The sequence below is a fragment of the Vibrio metschnikovii CIP 69.14 genome (assembly GCF_000176155.1).
GTDB classification, from domain to species: domain Bacteria; phylum Pseudomonadota; class Gammaproteobacteria; order Enterobacterales; family Vibrionaceae; genus Vibrio; species Vibrio metschnikovii.
Map to the genome: position 1 here is coordinate 860,905 of NZ_ACZO01000007.1, position 16,171 is coordinate 877,075.

Below are 16,171 nucleotides of genomic sequence, written 5' to 3' on the forward strand. Positions count from 1 at the left end.
ATTGGGCGTTAGGCTATTCAGAGGATACTATGACCGATTTAAAAAATAATGAGCAATATTTCGACGTTTCATTTGAGAAAATTGCTACCCCTGAGCAGCAATATACCGACGTTGAATTTGAAGATTGCCAATTCTCTGATTGCGATTTCTCATCGGTTAAATTTCATAGATGTAAGTTCACAAACTGCACATTTGAACGCTGTAATTTGAGCTTGGTCGATTTTGCTAACTCAAAGTTATTTGAGCTTAAATTTCAAGACAGTAAGTTAGTTGGTGTTGATTGGACGAAAGCGACATGGCCAGTTTATCATTCAGACTTTGAGCTAAGTTTTAAGCGTTGTATTTTAAACGACTCGTCTTTCTTTGGCTTGACCTTAAATGAATTGGTTTTTGATGAGTGCAAGCTGCATGATGTTGATTTCCGTGAAGGTAACTTTGCTCGTTCAACAATGACTTATAGCGATTTTAGCCACAGTTTATTTATGAGAACAAATTTGCAAGGTGTTGATTTCAGTGAATCTACAGCATACTCAATTGACGTATTAGAAAATAACGTTAAAAAGGCAAAGTTTTCACGATATGAAGCGTTAAGCTTACTAGAAAGTCTGGGTATTGAACTAGTGGATTAATAGCCTAACAAAGCGTTAAAGAGGGATTCGCAACGCGTAGCATTTTCGTTATGCGTTGATTTTATTGGTTTTTAGTGTAATGCGGTGAGTTGGTAGTTGCGTTGCTCACCCCTTAACGCGGCGTTATGTTTTATTGAGCCTCAGCAAACTTAATTCACAAAATTTAATGGGAAAATCCGGTTTAATTTAAGATGTTTTCTGTTCTAATTTGTTGATATTATGAGTTTATTATTCTTTTCCGTGGCTATTGAAAGTTGAACGATGCTTGTGTTTTTTCGGCCAACTCTGCTCTGATAAATTGTGTACGCAAAAAATTAAACTGTTGCTGAAAGGTCTCTTTCTTTGGTGTTGTTTGCTCATTGATTCCACAGGCTATTTCGCTTCAGCATGTTTGGGATCTCATGGACACATCGTTTGCTGACAGTGTTTTGTTAGCGCAAGTTTATCGATGATTTTGTGCTTTTTCCGGCTCCGCCCTGATAAATTTTGTTCGTAAAAGATTCAATTGTCGCTAAAAGGTCTCTTCCTTTGGTGTTATTGATCCCTTGATTCCGCAAGCTAATTCGCTTCAGCTTATTTGGGATCTTATTAGCAACAATACTTGCTGAAAGTAGGCAAGTTTATCATTTTGAGGTAAAGTGACCGAAACAAATGCAAATTGTAAAAAATCAATATAATCAATAAGTAATAAAACATAACAAACGCTTCAAGAGGGACTTCCAACGCGTGGCATTTTTATTATGCGTTGGTTTTTGTGGTTACGGTGTTATGCGGAAAGTTGGTAGTAGCGTTGTCAGCCCCTTAAGCGGGCGTTATATTTTCAATAAGGATCTATTAACTAGTGAATAACTTAATCGATATTTTAATGAAATTGAACGCTTCTTTTCCATTTAGGGAAGTAGCGGGACATTGGGATAATAAATTTCAATATGTAGATGCTGATGGTGAGATGCATTCAGAACAGTATGAAATCACTTTTCTTGTCGACTATTCCCACATGTTTTTTCATATTTCTGTTGCTGTTGATAATTTAAATGACCAGTTTATTAATGAGCTAGACAATATTTTATTTATAGCGGATAAGCATGTTAAAAACTTGAAGGATACGGTTCTTAGTGGTGAGGATATTCACTTTACAAGGAAGTTATTTATTATTACTAACTCAAATAGTAAGTCCTATCCAAAATTAGTTGATTCCTTTAGATGTAAAGGAATATCTGCAAATGTTTATCAATCAATAGATGATTCTATTGAAATGATTTCTCCACAAATAACATATGTACCTCTGTATAACTTTGAAGAAAAGATCATTAAAGGAAAGAAAATTCCAATTTTTTCAAATGCTAACTATACAATATTCGAAGAGGAAGATGGAAAAGTTAGTTATGCTTACCATGTAAAGATAACAACTAATGGTGTTTCTAATGGAGATGTTCTTAATCAGCTTTCACTATTATCTCAAGAGAAAGATAATCTCCAAGCTCTTCTAACTAATCATAAGTTGAGGAAAAAGTATACTATAGTTTATGCTACTGCTTTAAGAGATGTGTTTGAAGGTCATTTCGATATTGCCAAAAAATCTTTGCAATCAGCAACTAAGCAACTCTATAATCAAAAGGTGATTTTTAATACCTTGCTTGGGTTCATGATTTATTTGATTGTTCTCACGACTAAATTCCTCAGTGAACACCATATTTCAAGAGTAATGGAAGGGTTAGGATACGTAGTATTTTTTAGTGTTCTAGGCGGCTTTTTCTCTTTATTTTCTACGATTGGTTATTTTAAGCAGTCGGGAGGTTACAGTAAAGTTGAGTTGATTATTGATTTACTTGTTAAGATTGTAGTAACAAGTATTTCAGGTATGCTGGTCTACTTTGTAATACGTTCAAATTTGATCTTCGGTTTCTTAAACACTCATGAGGTTTATTTAATTTATCTTATATCTTTCGTTTCTGGTTGGAGTGAAAAGTTCGTCTCTAATTTATTGACTAGTATTGAGAAAAAGTTTTCCTCAGAAATGAAAATATAACAAACAATTCAAGCAGACCCTCAACGCGTGGCATTTTCGTTTTGCGTTGAGTTTAGTGATTACGGTGTTGTGCGGAAGCTTGGCAGTAGCGTTTCGGGCTACTTAATTGGGCGTTATACGTAATTAAAGTATGAAGATGATGAAGATATTTTTAATAACAGCAACACTTACTCAATTGGTTCTTCTGAGTTTATCGAAATATTATGGTTTCGTTGCGAATAGCGTGTTACAAGCTGCAGTGGAAGCACAAGACTCAAATATCCTAGTGTCACTTGATAACTTTCAATATTACCGCAATTTGGATGATAACTTAGGCTACATATCTACATCAATCTGGGTGTTGGTAGTGATTATTACACTGCTTAAAAGTGTCTCAAACACTAAAATGGGTAATTTAGCTATTTGTTTGCCATTGGCATTCAACATGATATTAATGCTAATGTAGCATTATTTTTTGTATTATAACAATGAGTTACTGTGAATTCACGTATAACAAACGCTTCAAGAGGGACAGCCAACGCGTAGCATTTTTACTATGCGTTGGCTTTTGTGGTTACAGTGTTATGCGGAAAGTTAGTAGTAGCGTTGTCTGCCCCTTAAGCGGGCGTTATGTTTTATTGAGCCTCAGCAAGATCAATTCACAAGTTTTAATGGAAAAATCTGGTCTGATTTAAGAGGCTCTCTGTTCTAATTTGTTGATATTATGAGTTTATTGTTCTTTTTGGTGGCTATTAAAAGTTGAACGATACTTTTGTGTTTCTGTCGGGTTTTGCTCTGATAAATTGTGTACGCAAAAGGTTCTGTTTTTGCTGAACGGTCTCTTCCTTTGGTGTTGTTTGTCCCTTGATTCCGCAGGCTAATTCGCTGCAGCTTATTTGGGATCTTATCTGCACCAATGATTGCTGAAAGTAGGCAAGTTTATCATTTTGAGTTAAAGTTGCTTGAACCAATAAGCATTGTAAAAATCCAATGCAATCAATAGGTAATGAAACATAACAAACGCTTCAAGAGGGACTTCCAACGCGCAGCATTTTCATTATGCGTTGATTTTGGTGGTTACGGTGTTATGCGGAAACTTGGTAGTAGCGTTGTCAGCCCCTTAAGCGGGCGTTATACAAACGGAGGTAGCTTTGAATCTAGATGATTTGAGACTTGATGAAACGTTGCCACTTCAAAGAGAACTGATTAAGTCTGTCCTATCTTCATTTATGCATGAGGAAAATGTGGTTGCAGGTGTTTTACTTGGTTCACTTGCTGCTGGTACTGGCGATAGAATTTCCGATGCGGATGTTCTTATCTTTACTCAAAACAACTTTCATAATGGCTCTAATCGCTGCTTTCAGAAATTCGAGTCGGGAAAAGAGATTTTCTATTGTTTAAGTGGCGCTCACAACGAAAATGCTTGTTTCAGAAAGTACATTTTTGGTGACCTGACAAGTGCTGAAATTCATTGCTTAGATTTAAGTGAGCCTTTCGAGATATCAAAACCATTTAAAGTGCTGTTTGATAAAATAGGAATGGTTGAAAGCCGATTAACTGACATTCCTGCACCGAAGCACGAAGATTTCCCAACTTATGTTCATGGTGACAAAGGTTTGGTTTGGGAGCTTTTCGATTGCATCAAGTGGCTAAGTCGAGATAACAATCAACTGGCTAAAAACTATTTAAAAAAGCTATCAGAAAAACTGTGAATGTTTGTATAACAAAGCGTTCAAGAGGGATTCGCAACGCGTGGCATTTTCGTTATGCATTGATTTTATTAGTTTTTAGTGTAATGCGGTGAGTTGGTAGTTGCGTTGCTCACCCCTTAACGCGGCGTTATATTCTCTCTCGTTCCGTAAACTTTCCGTACTAATTGAATGTGCTTTAAGTTTGCACTATAATCTTTCAAGTTACGGAATACATCCGTACGTAGGAGGGGTTATGGCTACGGCACGTTTAGATATTCGCCTTGATGAAGAGATCAAGGCAAAGGCCGAAAAAGCATCGGCTTTACTTGGTTTAAAAAGTCTCACTGAATATGTAGTGAGACTTATGGACGAAGATGCGACTCATGTTATTGAGGAGCATGAAAGTATTATGGTTAAAGACAGTGTCTTTGACGAGTTTATGGCTGCGTGTAATAAAGTAAAAGCACCGAATCAAGCTTTGCTTGAAGCGGTTAAATTTACAGATAAGAGTGGTATCAAGTGAGTTGGGGTAAAGAGTTTGTAGAACTTAGTAAATCAAAGCATGACCGCGACTCATTTGACTGTGGTGAGCAAGAGCTAAACACATTTATCAAAACTCAAGCTGCAAAGCACATGCAAGCAGGTATTAGCCGAACAATGGTTTTACCTAGTGCTCAACCACTGTTAAATCAAAAATTCGCTATTTGTGCATTTTATAGTGTTGCACCGAGTTCAATCAGTCGAGAAACATTGCCGGCCCAACTAGCAAAGAAACTTCCTAGGTATCCAATCCCTGTTTTTCTTTTGGCTCAATTAGCTGTACACAAAGAGTATCATGGCTCTGGGCTCGGAAAAATTAGTCTAATTCGCGCACTGAAGTACTTGTGGGAAGTGAATCATCACATGAGGGTATACGCAATTGTTGTGGACTGTCTGACAGATTCGGCTCAAGCGTTCTATACGAAGTTCGGCTTTGAAGTATTGTGCGAACATAATGGGCGTATTCGTATGTTCTTACCAATGAAAACGGTAGAACAGCTTTTTAATCAATAGGCAACGAATATAACAAGGCGTTCAAGAGGGATTCGCAACGCGCAGCATTTTCATTATGCGTTGATTTTATTAGTTTTTAGTGTAATGCGGTGAGTTGGTAGTTGCGTTGCTCACCCCTTAACGCGGCGTTATATTTCTCTTAAATTCAACGTGTTACAAATTTAAAAGTTAAGTGGTAATGTGGGATTTTTGCTGGTTGATGATTTCTTGTGATGGATAGCTGTTGATTTGATCAAGTATATCAATGACTAACAAACATTATCGTTTAATCGCATTTGGCAGCTATTTTAATTTGGTTTGCATTAGTTGTATGTTGTTCTGATATTCATCATCTGAATCAATGAGTAAGCTTAAGCTGATTTAAAAATTAACGTTTTTTTGTGTCAAAAGTTAGCTCAATTACGTTAAGCTTTTGATGTTGTTTGCTATTTTCAAAAGTTGTTTGGTGTTTCAGTAGCTGTCTGGAACTGAAATATAACAAACAATTCAAGCAGACCCTCAACGCGTGGCACTTTTGTTTTGCGTTGAGTTTGGTGATTACGGTGTTTTGCGGAAAGTTGGTAGTAGCGTTTCGGGCTACTTAATTGGGCGTTAGCTATTATTTTATTCAGCAGCAAGGAAATTAACGATGGCAAAGTATCAGTTTTTCTGTAAACCAAATTCAAATCGTACCGAATTTACTTATCTGGATATGGGCTCAGAAACTTATCTGTTTGAAAAAAAAGAACTCTTGAGTTCGGGACTAGAAGTAGACGGCGATACGATACAAGCTTCTACTCCAGAAGAAGCAATTGATAAATTCAAATTAAATTTCTGTGAGCCTTTAGAAGATTATGCAAATTCCAGTGCTTCAGGTGGATTAGCGACATTCATTTTTGAATCCTTCAAATCAGTTACTGGGAAAAAATAGCTAACAAACAATTCAAGCAGCCCCTCAACGCGTGGCATTTTTGTTGTGCGTTGAGTTTGGTGATTACGGAGTTATGCGGGAAGTTGGTAGTAGCGTTTCGGGCTACTTAATTGGGCGTTATGTAACCGTAGAGAAAAAGACCGCAATATGTTGAAATTTAAAGTGTTTTTATGCTTGTGCATTTTTAAGTTAGCTTCTATTTTACATGTTTTATGATTTTAACTTATTGTTTTAATTGGTTATTTATACGGTTTGTAAAATTAGTCTTATTCATGTTGATTTGGTTTTCGTCTTTTTGTTCTTCGAGTTTTCAGTCTTTTCTCAATGGTTCAGTGAGTTTGCGATAAGTTTGGTGGCAGTCATTTTTTTTCTTTGAACTAGGGCTCGCAGTTTCGTCGTTGTCACGCAAATTCTACTGGGTTACTGCTAACTTTTCATGTAAGTTAAACGATATTTGGCAATGTTTTTCTTTGTAATGCTTTGAAATGGTTAGAAAAGTTACATAACAAAGCATTCAAGAGGGACAGTCAACGCTTGGCAGTTTTTGTTTGGTTGGCATTTGAGGTTTTGGCTGGCTAGTTTTAGTTTAGTTGTTTGCGTTGTCTGCCCCTTAATGCGGCGTTATGACTATAAGGTAATAAATTGAAATTATTCGTTAAATATGGATTTGTTTTTCTATGGGCAGGCTTCGGATTATGTGGTTTATTCACATTGGCTCATTTATATGTAGAAGATAAAGTAGGTTTTTCGTCATTGATAAGTGATCTGGGTTCTTTCGGTAGTTTTCTTTCTGGACTTGGAACTGTAGTAGCAGCAGCAGCAGCGGCTATTGGTGTCGATAGTTGGGTTAACCAGCTTAAATGTGGGAAATACCTGGATGTTATTTGGTCTGCTAAAGTCGCTATACGAAAAGTTCATGCGAGTGAAATGGATTGGTATATTGCAAATTATACTTATCTCGAGAGTCCATCAGAATCACGTAAGTCAGATCTGGAAACCAAACTTAAGAAGTTAGAATATGATTTCGATGAACTAAGTAATGAATTTCATCAGTTGGACCAAGTTGTAGTTAAAAATCAGTTTCTTTGGGCAAATAATGCCTCACATTTAAAGCATACGTGGCTAGAAATTAAGTGGCACATGGAAGAAAATGAACTTTCCAGTCGAGACTTATCTCGTCTCATTACTGCATTTGAAGACTACTACGATGCTCTTATGGCACAGCTTGAAGAAATCGAAGATAAATTTGGCAAATAGTCATAACAAAGCATTTAAGAGTGATTCGCAACGCTTGGCAGTTTCGCTTCGCTCAAGTATAGCCAAACGCCGCTCACACCTTAATGCGGCGTTAGGCAAATAACATAGGAGCTGGTATGTGTTCGTAGAAATAACAAATAGCGATGTGATCGCCTTTTCATCTGTTTTTATTGCGTTGATAGCTTTAGTAGTTGCCATAATTCAAGGTGTTGTCGCAAGGAAGCATAATGTTCTTACTTTAAAACCTGTACTTTTTTTTGAAAGTATGTTGTCCCCAAGAGATGGTGTTTCCATAAATTTTCGAAATCATGGTCAAGGGCCTGCATTTGTTGAAGCTGTTTACTACAAGTTTAATGGACAAAAATATCCTATATCATCTCCTAGTAGTTACGATGATTTGGTAAAGACCATGGGAGCTCTGCGACTGAAAGATGTTGAGTTCAGCATAATGTGTAATCTTTCCATTTCTTCAGTCGTTGTACCCTCACAAGGAGAAGCTGTTTTTTTGCAGTTTTTTAACTACGATAGTACCCCGATCTTAGACGAAGAAAAAAATAGAAAAATAATTGAATCACTTCCAGAGTTTGAGATCTATTACAAATGTAGTTATGGAAAGAAGTATATGGAGAAATGGAGGGTGAGTAATCCTGTGAACTTACTATAAATTTGCCTAACAAACTGCTTAAGAGGGATTCGCAATGCGTGGCATTTTCAGCATGCGTTGGGTTTTGTGATTCAGGTGGTGTGCGGTAACTTTTGTAGTGCATTGCTCACCCCTTAGCAGGGCGTTAGATTAAAGGAGTTACATTTGACAAAACAACAGAAAGTTAAGCATCACTTTTTACCCGAAGTGTATCTAAAAGGCTTTACGCCCGAGGGTGATGATAAGTTGTTTGTTTTGAGGAAGCCTTACGGAAGCATTAGTCAAATGCATCCTGCTCAGATGATGTACAAGAAGCACCTATACACTGTCGAAGGATTCGATAATCCTCAAATGATCGAAGACTTTTACCAAGAAGTGGAAAGCGAGCTTTCAAGTGCATTTGAGGTTGCCACCTATCTTAGGAATAATCCGAGTGAATATGTAGCTCTAAAACAAAAAGCATCATTTCATCAATTAGTTAAGTCTATTATAGCTTTTCAGTTTTGGCGTTCTCCCACACAAGAAGCACTAGCTATTAAAATGTCCGAGATGCTGCCATCAATTTTTCATAGTTTGCCTAATGAAGTTGGTAAAACAATAGGACTCAATGCGTACTTTATTGATTATCTGTATCAAAACAGGGGGGATGAATCGCATCGAAAATTAATACAGAATATGGTTCTACCTTTATTAACATTTCGTATGTACGATGACACCTTAATTGACTTTAGTTTCTTTGTTGCTGACAAGGATGGTGGTTATGTATTAACTTGTGATAACCCAGTTATTTACCAAGATCTAAATCAACTATTTTGTTTTAAGTCATTCGCTTTTCCATTAACGAAGAATATTATTATTGCGTCCAATGCTTTAAACAATGGTTTCACAGTAGATAAATTCAATCGCCAGATTACTCTTCAAGCAGAAGAGCGAGTTGTAGGTTCAACTAAAGAGCTTCTTGAACATGCGAAGGAATGTTGTGGAATTTAATCTAACAAGGCGTTAAAGAGGGATTCGCAACGCGTAGCATTTTCGTTATGCTTTGATTTTATTAGTTTTTAGTGCAATGCGGTGAGTTGGTAGTCGCGTTGCTCACCCCTTAACGCGGCGTTATGTTTAAATTAAAAGTTGGTTAATAGTGATAAAGAAAAATACTAAAATTCTATTAAATGGAACCGAGTTTACAGTTCTTGGGACTCTCGGCGAGGGAGGTGCTGGCGTAGTCTTTAAGATAGAAGATGCGCATAAAAAGTTATATGCTTTAAAGTTACTGAAACCTAATGCGATAACAGAGAAGAAGTCTCGTTTCATCAACGAGTTGGAGTTTTGCAAGGCTATTGATTGTAATAATATTGTGTCTGTTTTTATGGATGGCTGTTGTACGATCAATGGCATAAACCATAATTTCTATGTAATGCCTTACTTTTCTGGAACTCTAAAATGCTTAGATTTTTCCAATTTTTCCGGAGAGAAAATAGAAAACTATTTTTTCCAAATATTAAACGGATTAAACTACGCCCATAGTCGAGGTGTCTATCATCGAGATTTGAAGCCTGAAAACATTCTGTTGGATTCTGAAAGGGATTTGTTGGTAATCGCCGATTGGGGAGTTGCTAGCTTTTCTGAAGAGTACAATTTCTGTAATGTTAAGACTAAGAATGGAACAAGATTGGCTAATTTTAAATATGCTTCGCCTGAACAAAAGAATAATGACGAAGTTGAATTTAGTTCCGATATATACTCTTTGGGCTTGGTATTAGGAGAGATGTTTACAGGTAAAATTCCAGTTGGAACTAGTTATAAAAGTATAGGCTCTATTCACAGTGATTATGCCCACTATGATGAAATAGTTAAATGGATGACTGCTCAAAATCCTCACATGAGACCTTCGGCAAAAGAACTGATTGCAAGTCATGGTTGTCATTTTTTTGAACAGTATGATTTAGATCGAATATTTAACACAGTAGCATTTGAACTCAAGTCTACAAATTTTGAGTTACCCAAATTTATCAAACCTAGAAACAATGTTAATGGACTCTTTGAAATAAAGGAGTGGATTGACAAATCCTATTTGTTGTCAAACCGAAATCCTATAAATGTACAAGCATCTTCCATTTCGATGTTCGTACATAGATTTTGCCGCTCCCATCCATTTATGGATGGGAATAAGAGAATATCATATGTTATTTTGAATTCTCTTTTGAAGTTTTACCAAATAAACCTCAATGCCACTGCTAATGAAAAAATAGAAATAATTAACTCAATTATATATGAAAAGGCTTCAACTGATGACTTCGGAAAGTGGATAGAACAACGTGTAGTTGAAAATAATATTAGTGCAGAGCAGTTAATAGATGCGTTGGGTGATTTTTAAACATAACAAACTGTTTAAGAGTGATTCGCAACGCGTGGCATTTTTACTGTGCGTTGGTTTAAGTGATTAAGGTGGTATGCAGTAGCATCGGTATTGCGTTGCTCACACCTTAACAGGGCGTTATAACGCGGGATAGTTATGAGTACACAAGATCTATCTAAAATGGGTGCAGCGCGAGTTACTATCGAAGAATTCGGTAACTCTTTTTGTGTCCGCAAGCAAAATGCTTCCGATGTTGAGGTGAATTTTTACCAGCATGCAGCTTCAAAGCTAAATGGCGTAAATATCCCCAAACTTTATAAGGTACAAGAGAAAGATCTGTTTATTGAGTTCATTCCTAATCGCATAACTTTAAAAGAACTACGAAAAAATTCGAGCGTTTTTGAACAATTGGCTAGCATTCATTGCTCAAAATACAAACCTTTTTTTAGTCCCAAAGAACATCGTTGGTCGGTAACTTCGACAGAGTTGGCTTTTGAAGCTTTAAAGCTTCCGTGTTCTTCTCATAATACGATAACTTCAATACAAGCTTTATCTCAGCTATTTGACCATTCTGGATTAATTTCTGGTGATACGAATGATGGGAATTGGGGGATGAGAAATAATGGTGAACTGGTATTGTTTGACTGGGAGCGCTTTGGTTATGGAAGCCCAGCAATTGATCTGGCTCCTTTAGTTCAAGGTATGGGGTCAATTCATGACTACGTTTCGATTGTCGAGCAATACAGTCAATACTATTCATCATTTACTTCGAACGAGTTAACGAGGCATTTGGTGATCGCAAAATGTTGGATAGTTATTGAGGTCGTCAATATACTGATTAGTCGTAATAAACCGGAAGCGGCCATATATATAGACTGGTATAAAAAGAACGTGCCTTCTTGGTTAAGTTCCGTAGAAAGCGCGTTATAACAAACAATTCAAGCAGACCCTCAACGCGTGGCATTTTTATTCTGCGTTGAGTTTAGTGATTACAGTGTTGTGCGGAAAGTTGGTAGTAGCGTTTCGGGCTACTTAATTGGGCGTTATGTGCCTAATAGTTTTCAACGTCTACATTAGTTATATTACAAGGAAATCATATGTTTAGAGTCATATATGAGTGGCGAGTGCCAACTAATAAAATGGACGAATTTCAAAAGGTTTGGAGTTCTACAACTGACTCTATTCATCATACAGTCGAGGGTGCTCTCGGCAGTTTCATGCTTCATTCCTTTGATAAACCTGAAAAGGTACTAACGATTGCTAAGTGGCGCTCTCGACAAGATTGGGAGTTATTTTGGGAAAATAGTAATCCTGGAAAAATGCAGAAAATGCGTGAAATCGCTGAACGAATTTCGGTGGAATCGTTCGACGAAATAGATGATCGGAGTAAATAATGACCCCGGCACATAACAAACAATTCAAGCAGACCCTCAACGCGTGGCATTTTTATTATGCGTTGAGTTTAGTGATTACGGTGTTGTGCGGGAAGTTGGTAGTAGCGTTTCGGGCTACTTAATTGGGCGTTATGTGATTAGGCGTAAATTGAAAACGGCCCTAATCGAATGGGCCGAATATTAATTGAAAGGGTTTAGTGTTCAGGAGTTTCAAGTAATTTGATTACGCTTTCTACGGCATTACTCATTGCCTGTTCATTTTCAAGTTTACCTGAACCAGCTGGTCCAAGCGCCTGAGAATATAAAGTAAGTTGTTTTTCAAAAGGTAAGCCTAAGTGATCATAAAGGTTTTGTCGGATTTGGGCATGTTGTTCAGGATCTTTGCTAGCAAGTTTAATAAGGGTTTCATAAATAAGCGCTTTCATGAGCTATCCATTTTATAATAGTTAACGGGGCGCATATGATTGTAATCGGTAATAGAATGTAATTCTGAAGCAACAATCACATAACAAAGCGTTAAAGAGGGATTCGCAACGCTCGGCATTTTTGTTTTGCGTTGATTTCAGTGGTTACTGTGTTGTGCGGTAAGTTAGTCGTTGCGTCGCTCACCCCTTAACGCGGCGTTATGTACTATGGAGATAATATGGAAGTAGTTGCTCTTGAAAATCATATCTCAGAATATCCAAATCCATTTTATTTGAAACGAGGCGATAGAGTGACTCTTGGTGAAATGGATGATGAATTTCCCAATTGGATTTTTATTACCAATAATTTAGGTGAGCAAGGTTGGGCTCCAATTCAGTATATAGAAAAGATTGAAAGTGATTCCGTAGGTATCATGCTTGAAGACTATGATAATGTTGAGCTGAATACTACCATCGGTGAAAAACTGTCAGTGCTTTTTGAACTCAATTCTTGGTATCGAGTTTCGAGGTCAACGGATGAAATTGGTTGGGTTCCAGTGCATTCGGTACAACGTACATAACAAGGCGTTCAAGAGGGATTCGCAACGCGTAGCATTGTCGTTATACATTGATTTTATTAGTTTTTAGTGTAATGCGGTGAGTTGGTAGTTGCGTTGCTCACCCCTTAACGCGGCGTTATAGCTTACTGTTCATTTTGGCATAGACAGAGATGATTCGATGTTGCAGAGTATGTCATAACTTCATTTAAGAAAGGGAATTACTGTGTTTAGTCATATAATGATCGGCTCAAATAATATAGAGAAATCAAAGGCTTTTTATGATGCCATTATGGCCGTTCTTGGTTACTCGAATGGTTTTATTGATGCGAAAGGCCGCTGTTTCTATCGTAATAAAGAAAGTACTTTAGGCATTACGAAGCCAGTAAATGGTGAACCAGCTACTCATGGTAATGGCATAACGATTGGTTTTAAAGTTAGTAGTCCTGAATTAGTTGATGCATGGCATGCAGCAGGTATAGCGAATGGAGGCATTACTTGTGAGGATCCACCAGGGATCCGAATCAGTGGAGACCGAAAGCTCTATTTAGCTTATTTACGAGATCCTTCAGGTAATAAACTTTGTGCAACCCATTTTTTGTCTACAGAGAGCAAATAACCACGCTATAACAAGGCGTTCAAGAGGGATTCGCAACGCGTAGCATTTTCGTTATGCGTTGATTTTATTAGTTTTTAGTGAAATTCGGTCAGTTGGTAGTTGCGTTGCTCACCCCTTAACGCGGCGTTAGTTTCTCTCAGGAAAGATCATCAAAAATTTACGCCCAAGGTTCTGAAAATTCAGCTTTTGGCGTTCAAACTGCACAACTGGACTTTTAAGTTTGGCTTGATGCTGATTTGGTAGAAAGCGTTGAAAGTTCAGTAGTTTCAAAGTCGCTGAAAGCCCAAAAGCCTCGATGCTCCAACGTTGTTAGATGTTCTACTCGGAAAGTTTGGTTTCACAAAAGGCAGCATCATCGCTGTGATCTTGCTTTCTTTGTCGCGGACTCTTACCGTGGCCAACTTAACCTTTATTGTTTTGAGTTTTGGCAGCCAACTTCACAGCTTTTGGCGTTGGAAGTGTGTTTGCGTGATACTTTTGCGTAAAATCACTATTAAGCAAATGAGTTTAAAAAGTCATTGTTAAACAATAGGCTACGAAACTAACAAACGCCTCAAGAGGGACTGTCAACGCGCGGCGTTTCCAGTCCCAATGAGCCGCGGTGGTTGCAGTTGTTGTGTTTGAGTTTAGTGGTAATGCGTTGTCAGCCCCTTAGGCGGGCGTTAGCCGTTTTCATAATCATTAGCCAAAGTGTAAGTTGCAAAATGAGTAAAAAGGGTGTAATTTTTACTCATGACGAAATTCGAATTTGATGAAAATAAAAGCAGGTCAAACTTTGAGAAACATGGAATTGATTTCTATACAGCTCAAGGTTTGTGGAATGACTCTGATCTTATCGAGATCCCTGCAAACACAAGTGATGAACCTAGGTATTTGGTCATCGGCATGTTAAATGGTAAGCATTGGTCTGGCGTCATTACATACCGTGGACTAAATATTAGGATCATTTCAGTCAGACGTTCACGTAAAGCGGAGGTGAACTTATATGAAAGCGCATGAGTTTGATGCCAAGTTTGAAAGTGACGATGACATTTTAGGTGATCTAGATTTATCTAAAGTTAAGCGTCCAATGCAAAAGCAGAAACGGGTAAATGTTGATTTCCCTGCATGGATGTTAGATTCACTAGATCGTGAAGCTAACCGAGTAGGGGTTACACGACAGTCGATAATCAAGATTTGGCTAGCTGAAAGGCTTGAAAATGTAGCTCATCACCACACTTCAAACTAAACGGCTAACAAACGCTTCAAGAGGGACAGCCAACGCGTGGCATTTTTACTATGCGTTGGCTTTTTTGGTTACGGTGTTATGCGGTAAGTTGGTAGTAGCGTTGGCTGCCCCTTAAGCGGGCGTTATACAAACGGAGGTAGCTTTGAATCTGGATGACTTGGGACTTGAAACGTTGCCACTTCAAAGAGAGCTGATTGAGTCTGTTTTATCCTCATTTATGCATGAAGAAAATGTGGTTGCAGGTGTTTTACTTGGTTCACTTGCAGCAGGTACTGGCGATAGAGTTTCCGATGCGGATGTTCTTATCTTTACTCAAAACAACTTTCATAATGACTCTAATCGCTGCTTTCAGACGTTCGAGTCGGGAAAAGAGATTTTCTATTGTTTAAGTGGGGCTCACAACGAAAATGCTTATTTCAGAAAGTACATTTTTGGTGACCTGACAAGTGCTGAAATTCATTGCCTAGATTTAAGTGAGCCTTTCGAGATATCAAAGCCATTTAAGGTGCTGTTTGATAAAACAGGAATGGTTGAAAGCCGATTAACTGACATTCCTGCGCCGAAACACGAAGATTTCCCAACTTATGTTCATGGTGACAAAGGTTTGATTTGGGAGCTTTTCGATTGCATCAAATGGTTAAGCCGTAAGCGTCTATTTAAACCCACCTACCAATAACTCAGCATTCTAGGCATAGTGATTTCGCAACCAAGGAGTCACTATGAACCAATCGAACAAAACTCAATTCTGGGCAGAAATCATTGAGCAACAGAGCCAAAGTGAGTTATCCATTGTCGCGTTTTGCAAGGCAAACCAACTGACGGTAAATACCTTTTACTACTGGCGCAAAAAGCTTTATGGGGGCGAACAGCAACAAGTGGTGCATCCTGTCCTGATAGAAGATAGCCCGAAAAGCATAGGGGAACGCCAGTCGGTTATGCTTTCACTACCAACAGGAATGACCGTTGAATTTCCCTCTAACATGCCAGCACACCAAATCCAAAACTGGTTACAGGCTCTGACGTGTTAATACCGAACTTGGGTATTTACCTGGTCTCGGGCATAACTGACATGCGCAAGTCTATTGATGGTTTGTCATTGATTGTGGCTGATGTGTTGGAAATGGATCCGTTCAGTGAAGCCTGGTTTATCTTCTGCAACCGCGGCCGAGACAAAATTAAGATCTTGTTCTGGGATACTAATGGTTTTTGGCTTTATTACCGCCGACTGGAAAAAGGTCGTTTTAACTGGCCTAAACCCAATGCATCTGGTCATGTCGCTATCTCCAGACAGCAACTTCAATGGTTACTCTCTGGGCTTAATCTGGAACACCCTAAAGCTCATCAGCCCTTATATGGCCTTGAAGTGTGAGCCAATACCATGATCGTGATAAAGGACTTGAACGATCCTTTACCCTGTCAGAC

At 38.0% G+C, this 16,171-nt stretch carries 20 protein-coding genes and 1 pseudogene; 20 read left to right on the forward strand and 1 reads right to left on the reverse strand.

Annotation, left to right across the window (positions count from 1 at the left end):
- The first annotated feature begins 29 nt into the window (after positions 1–29).
- From VIB_RS15390 to VIB_RS15450, 12 genes are all read left to right on the forward strand, one after another.
- On the forward strand, positions 30–629 hold the full coding sequence (locus tag VIB_RS15390; RefSeq protein ID WP_004397245.1) for a pentapeptide repeat-containing protein: 600 nt from the start codon (positions 30–32) through the stop codon (positions 627–629).
- 841 nt (positions 630–1,470) lie between these two features.
- Positions 1,471–2,658: a hypothetical protein gene (locus VIB_RS15395; protein ID WP_004397247.1), complete on the forward strand. Its 1,188-nt coding sequence runs from the start codon at positions 1,471–1,473 to the stop codon at positions 2,656–2,658.
- A gap of 1,130 nt (positions 2,659–3,788) precedes the next feature.
- Positions 3,789–4,349 carry a hypothetical protein gene (locus VIB_RS15405; RefSeq protein WP_040905389.1) on the forward strand — a complete coding sequence of 187 codons (561 nt, stop codon included), beginning with the start codon at positions 3,789–3,791 and terminating at the stop codon, positions 4,347–4,349.
- A 232-nt stretch (positions 4,350–4,581) separates the two neighbouring features.
- Positions 4,582–4,851, forward strand: coding sequence for a type II toxin-antitoxin system TacA family antitoxin (locus tag VIB_RS15410; RefSeq protein ID WP_004397250.1), 270 nt, complete (start codon positions 4,582–4,584; stop codon positions 4,849–4,851).
- The gene (locus tag VIB_RS15415; protein ID WP_040905392.1) at positions 4,848–5,381 is read left to right on the forward strand and encodes a GNAT family N-acetyltransferase; all 534 of its coding nucleotides are present in this window, start codon (positions 4,848–4,850) and stop codon (positions 5,379–5,381) included. Before VIB_RS15410 ends, VIB_RS15415 begins: the two co-directional genes overlap by 4 nt.
- 628 nt (positions 5,382–6,009) lie before the next feature.
- Complete coding sequence (locus VIB_RS15420; RefSeq protein ID WP_040905395.1) at positions 6,010–6,291, forward strand: hypothetical protein; 282 nt, start codon at positions 6,010–6,012, stop codon at positions 6,289–6,291.
- 642 nt (positions 6,292–6,933) lie between these two features.
- Positions 6,934–7,548 carry a hypothetical protein gene (locus VIB_RS15425; protein WP_004397263.1) on the forward strand — a complete coding sequence of 205 codons (615 nt, stop codon included), beginning with the start codon at positions 6,934–6,936 and terminating at the stop codon, positions 7,546–7,548.
- A gap of 118 nt (positions 7,549–7,666) precedes the next feature.
- Positions 7,667–8,212 carry a hypothetical protein gene (locus tag VIB_RS15430; protein WP_040905398.1) on the forward strand — a complete coding sequence of 182 codons (546 nt, stop codon included), beginning with the start codon at positions 7,667–7,669 and terminating at the stop codon, positions 8,210–8,212.
- A gap of 144 nt (positions 8,213–8,356) precedes the next feature.
- A complete protein-coding gene (locus VIB_RS15435) occupies positions 8,357–9,181 on the forward strand; it encodes a DUF4238 domain-containing protein (protein WP_004397267.1) in 825 nt (274 codons plus the stop codon).
- Between the two features lie 148 nt (positions 9,182–9,329).
- Positions 9,330–10,565 (forward strand): protein kinase domain-containing protein, encoded by a 1,236-nt coding sequence (locus VIB_RS17125; protein WP_004397271.1) that lies wholly within the window; start codon positions 9,330–9,332, stop codon positions 10,563–10,565.
- A gap of 138 nt (positions 10,566–10,703) precedes the next feature.
- On the forward strand, positions 10,704–11,477 hold the full coding sequence (locus VIB_RS15445; RefSeq protein WP_004397273.1) for a phosphotransferase family protein: 774 nt from the start codon (positions 10,704–10,706) through the stop codon (positions 11,475–11,477).
- Positions 11,478–11,644: 167 nt separating this feature from the next.
- Positions 11,645–11,941, forward strand: a complete 297-nt coding sequence (locus VIB_RS15450) for an antibiotic biosynthesis monooxygenase family protein (protein ID WP_040905401.1) — start codon at positions 11,645–11,647, stop codon at positions 11,939–11,941.
- Between the two features lie 194 nt (positions 11,942–12,135).
- Here the strand turns inward: VIB_RS15450 and VIB_RS15455 are convergent, their stop codons facing one another.
- Positions 12,136–12,366: a PAS factor family protein gene (locus tag VIB_RS15455; protein WP_004397275.1), complete on the reverse strand. Its 231-nt coding sequence runs from the start codon at positions 12,364–12,366 to the stop codon at positions 12,136–12,138.
- 218 nt (positions 12,367–12,584) lie between these two features.
- Between VIB_RS15455 and VIB_RS15460 the strand changes: the two genes are divergently transcribed.
- The 8 genes and pseudogenes from VIB_RS15460 to tnpB all read left to right on the forward strand — a co-directional run bounded on the left by VIB_RS15460 (position 12,585) and on the right by tnpB (position 16,118).
- On the forward strand, positions 12,585–12,926 hold the full coding sequence (locus VIB_RS15460; RefSeq protein WP_004397276.1) for an SH3 domain-containing protein: 342 nt from the start codon (positions 12,585–12,587) through the stop codon (positions 12,924–12,926).
- Between the two features lie 202 nt (positions 12,927–13,128).
- The gene (locus VIB_RS15465; protein WP_040905355.1) at positions 13,129–13,521 is read left to right on the forward strand and encodes a VOC family protein; all 393 of its coding nucleotides are present in this window, start codon (positions 13,129–13,131) and stop codon (positions 13,519–13,521) included.
- Positions 13,522–13,827: 306 nt separating this feature from the next.
- Positions 13,828–14,006 (forward strand): annotated as a pseudogene (locus VIB_RS18185) (DUF645 family protein).
- 247 nt (positions 14,007–14,253) lie between these two features.
- Entirely contained in the window at positions 14,254–14,520 is a 267-nt protein-coding gene (locus VIB_RS15470; RefSeq protein WP_010320360.1) for a BrnT family toxin, read from the forward strand.
- Positions 14,507–14,749, forward strand: coding sequence for a type II toxin-antitoxin system BrnA family antitoxin (brnA, locus tag VIB_RS15475; protein ID WP_004397278.1), 243 nt, complete (start codon positions 14,507–14,509; stop codon positions 14,747–14,749). Before VIB_RS15470 ends, brnA begins: the two co-directional genes overlap by 14 nt.
- A 142-nt stretch (positions 14,750–14,891) precedes the next feature.
- Positions 14,892–15,425: a hypothetical protein gene (locus VIB_RS15480; RefSeq protein WP_040905410.1), complete on the forward strand. Its 534-nt coding sequence runs from the start codon at positions 14,892–14,894 to the stop codon at positions 15,423–15,425.
- A 43-nt stretch (positions 15,426–15,468) separates the two neighbouring features.
- Positions 15,469–15,777: an IS66 family insertion sequence element accessory protein TnpA gene (gene tnpA / locus VIB_RS15485; protein WP_040904403.1), complete on the forward strand. Its 309-nt coding sequence runs from the start codon at positions 15,469–15,471 to the stop codon at positions 15,775–15,777.
- Positions 15,771–16,118: an IS66 family insertion sequence element accessory protein TnpB gene (gene tnpB, locus VIB_RS15490; RefSeq protein WP_040904400.1), complete on the forward strand. Its 348-nt coding sequence runs from the start codon at positions 15,771–15,773 to the stop codon at positions 16,116–16,118. Before tnpA ends, tnpB begins: the two co-directional genes overlap by 7 nt.
- Positions 16,119–16,171 lie beyond the last annotated feature (53 nt).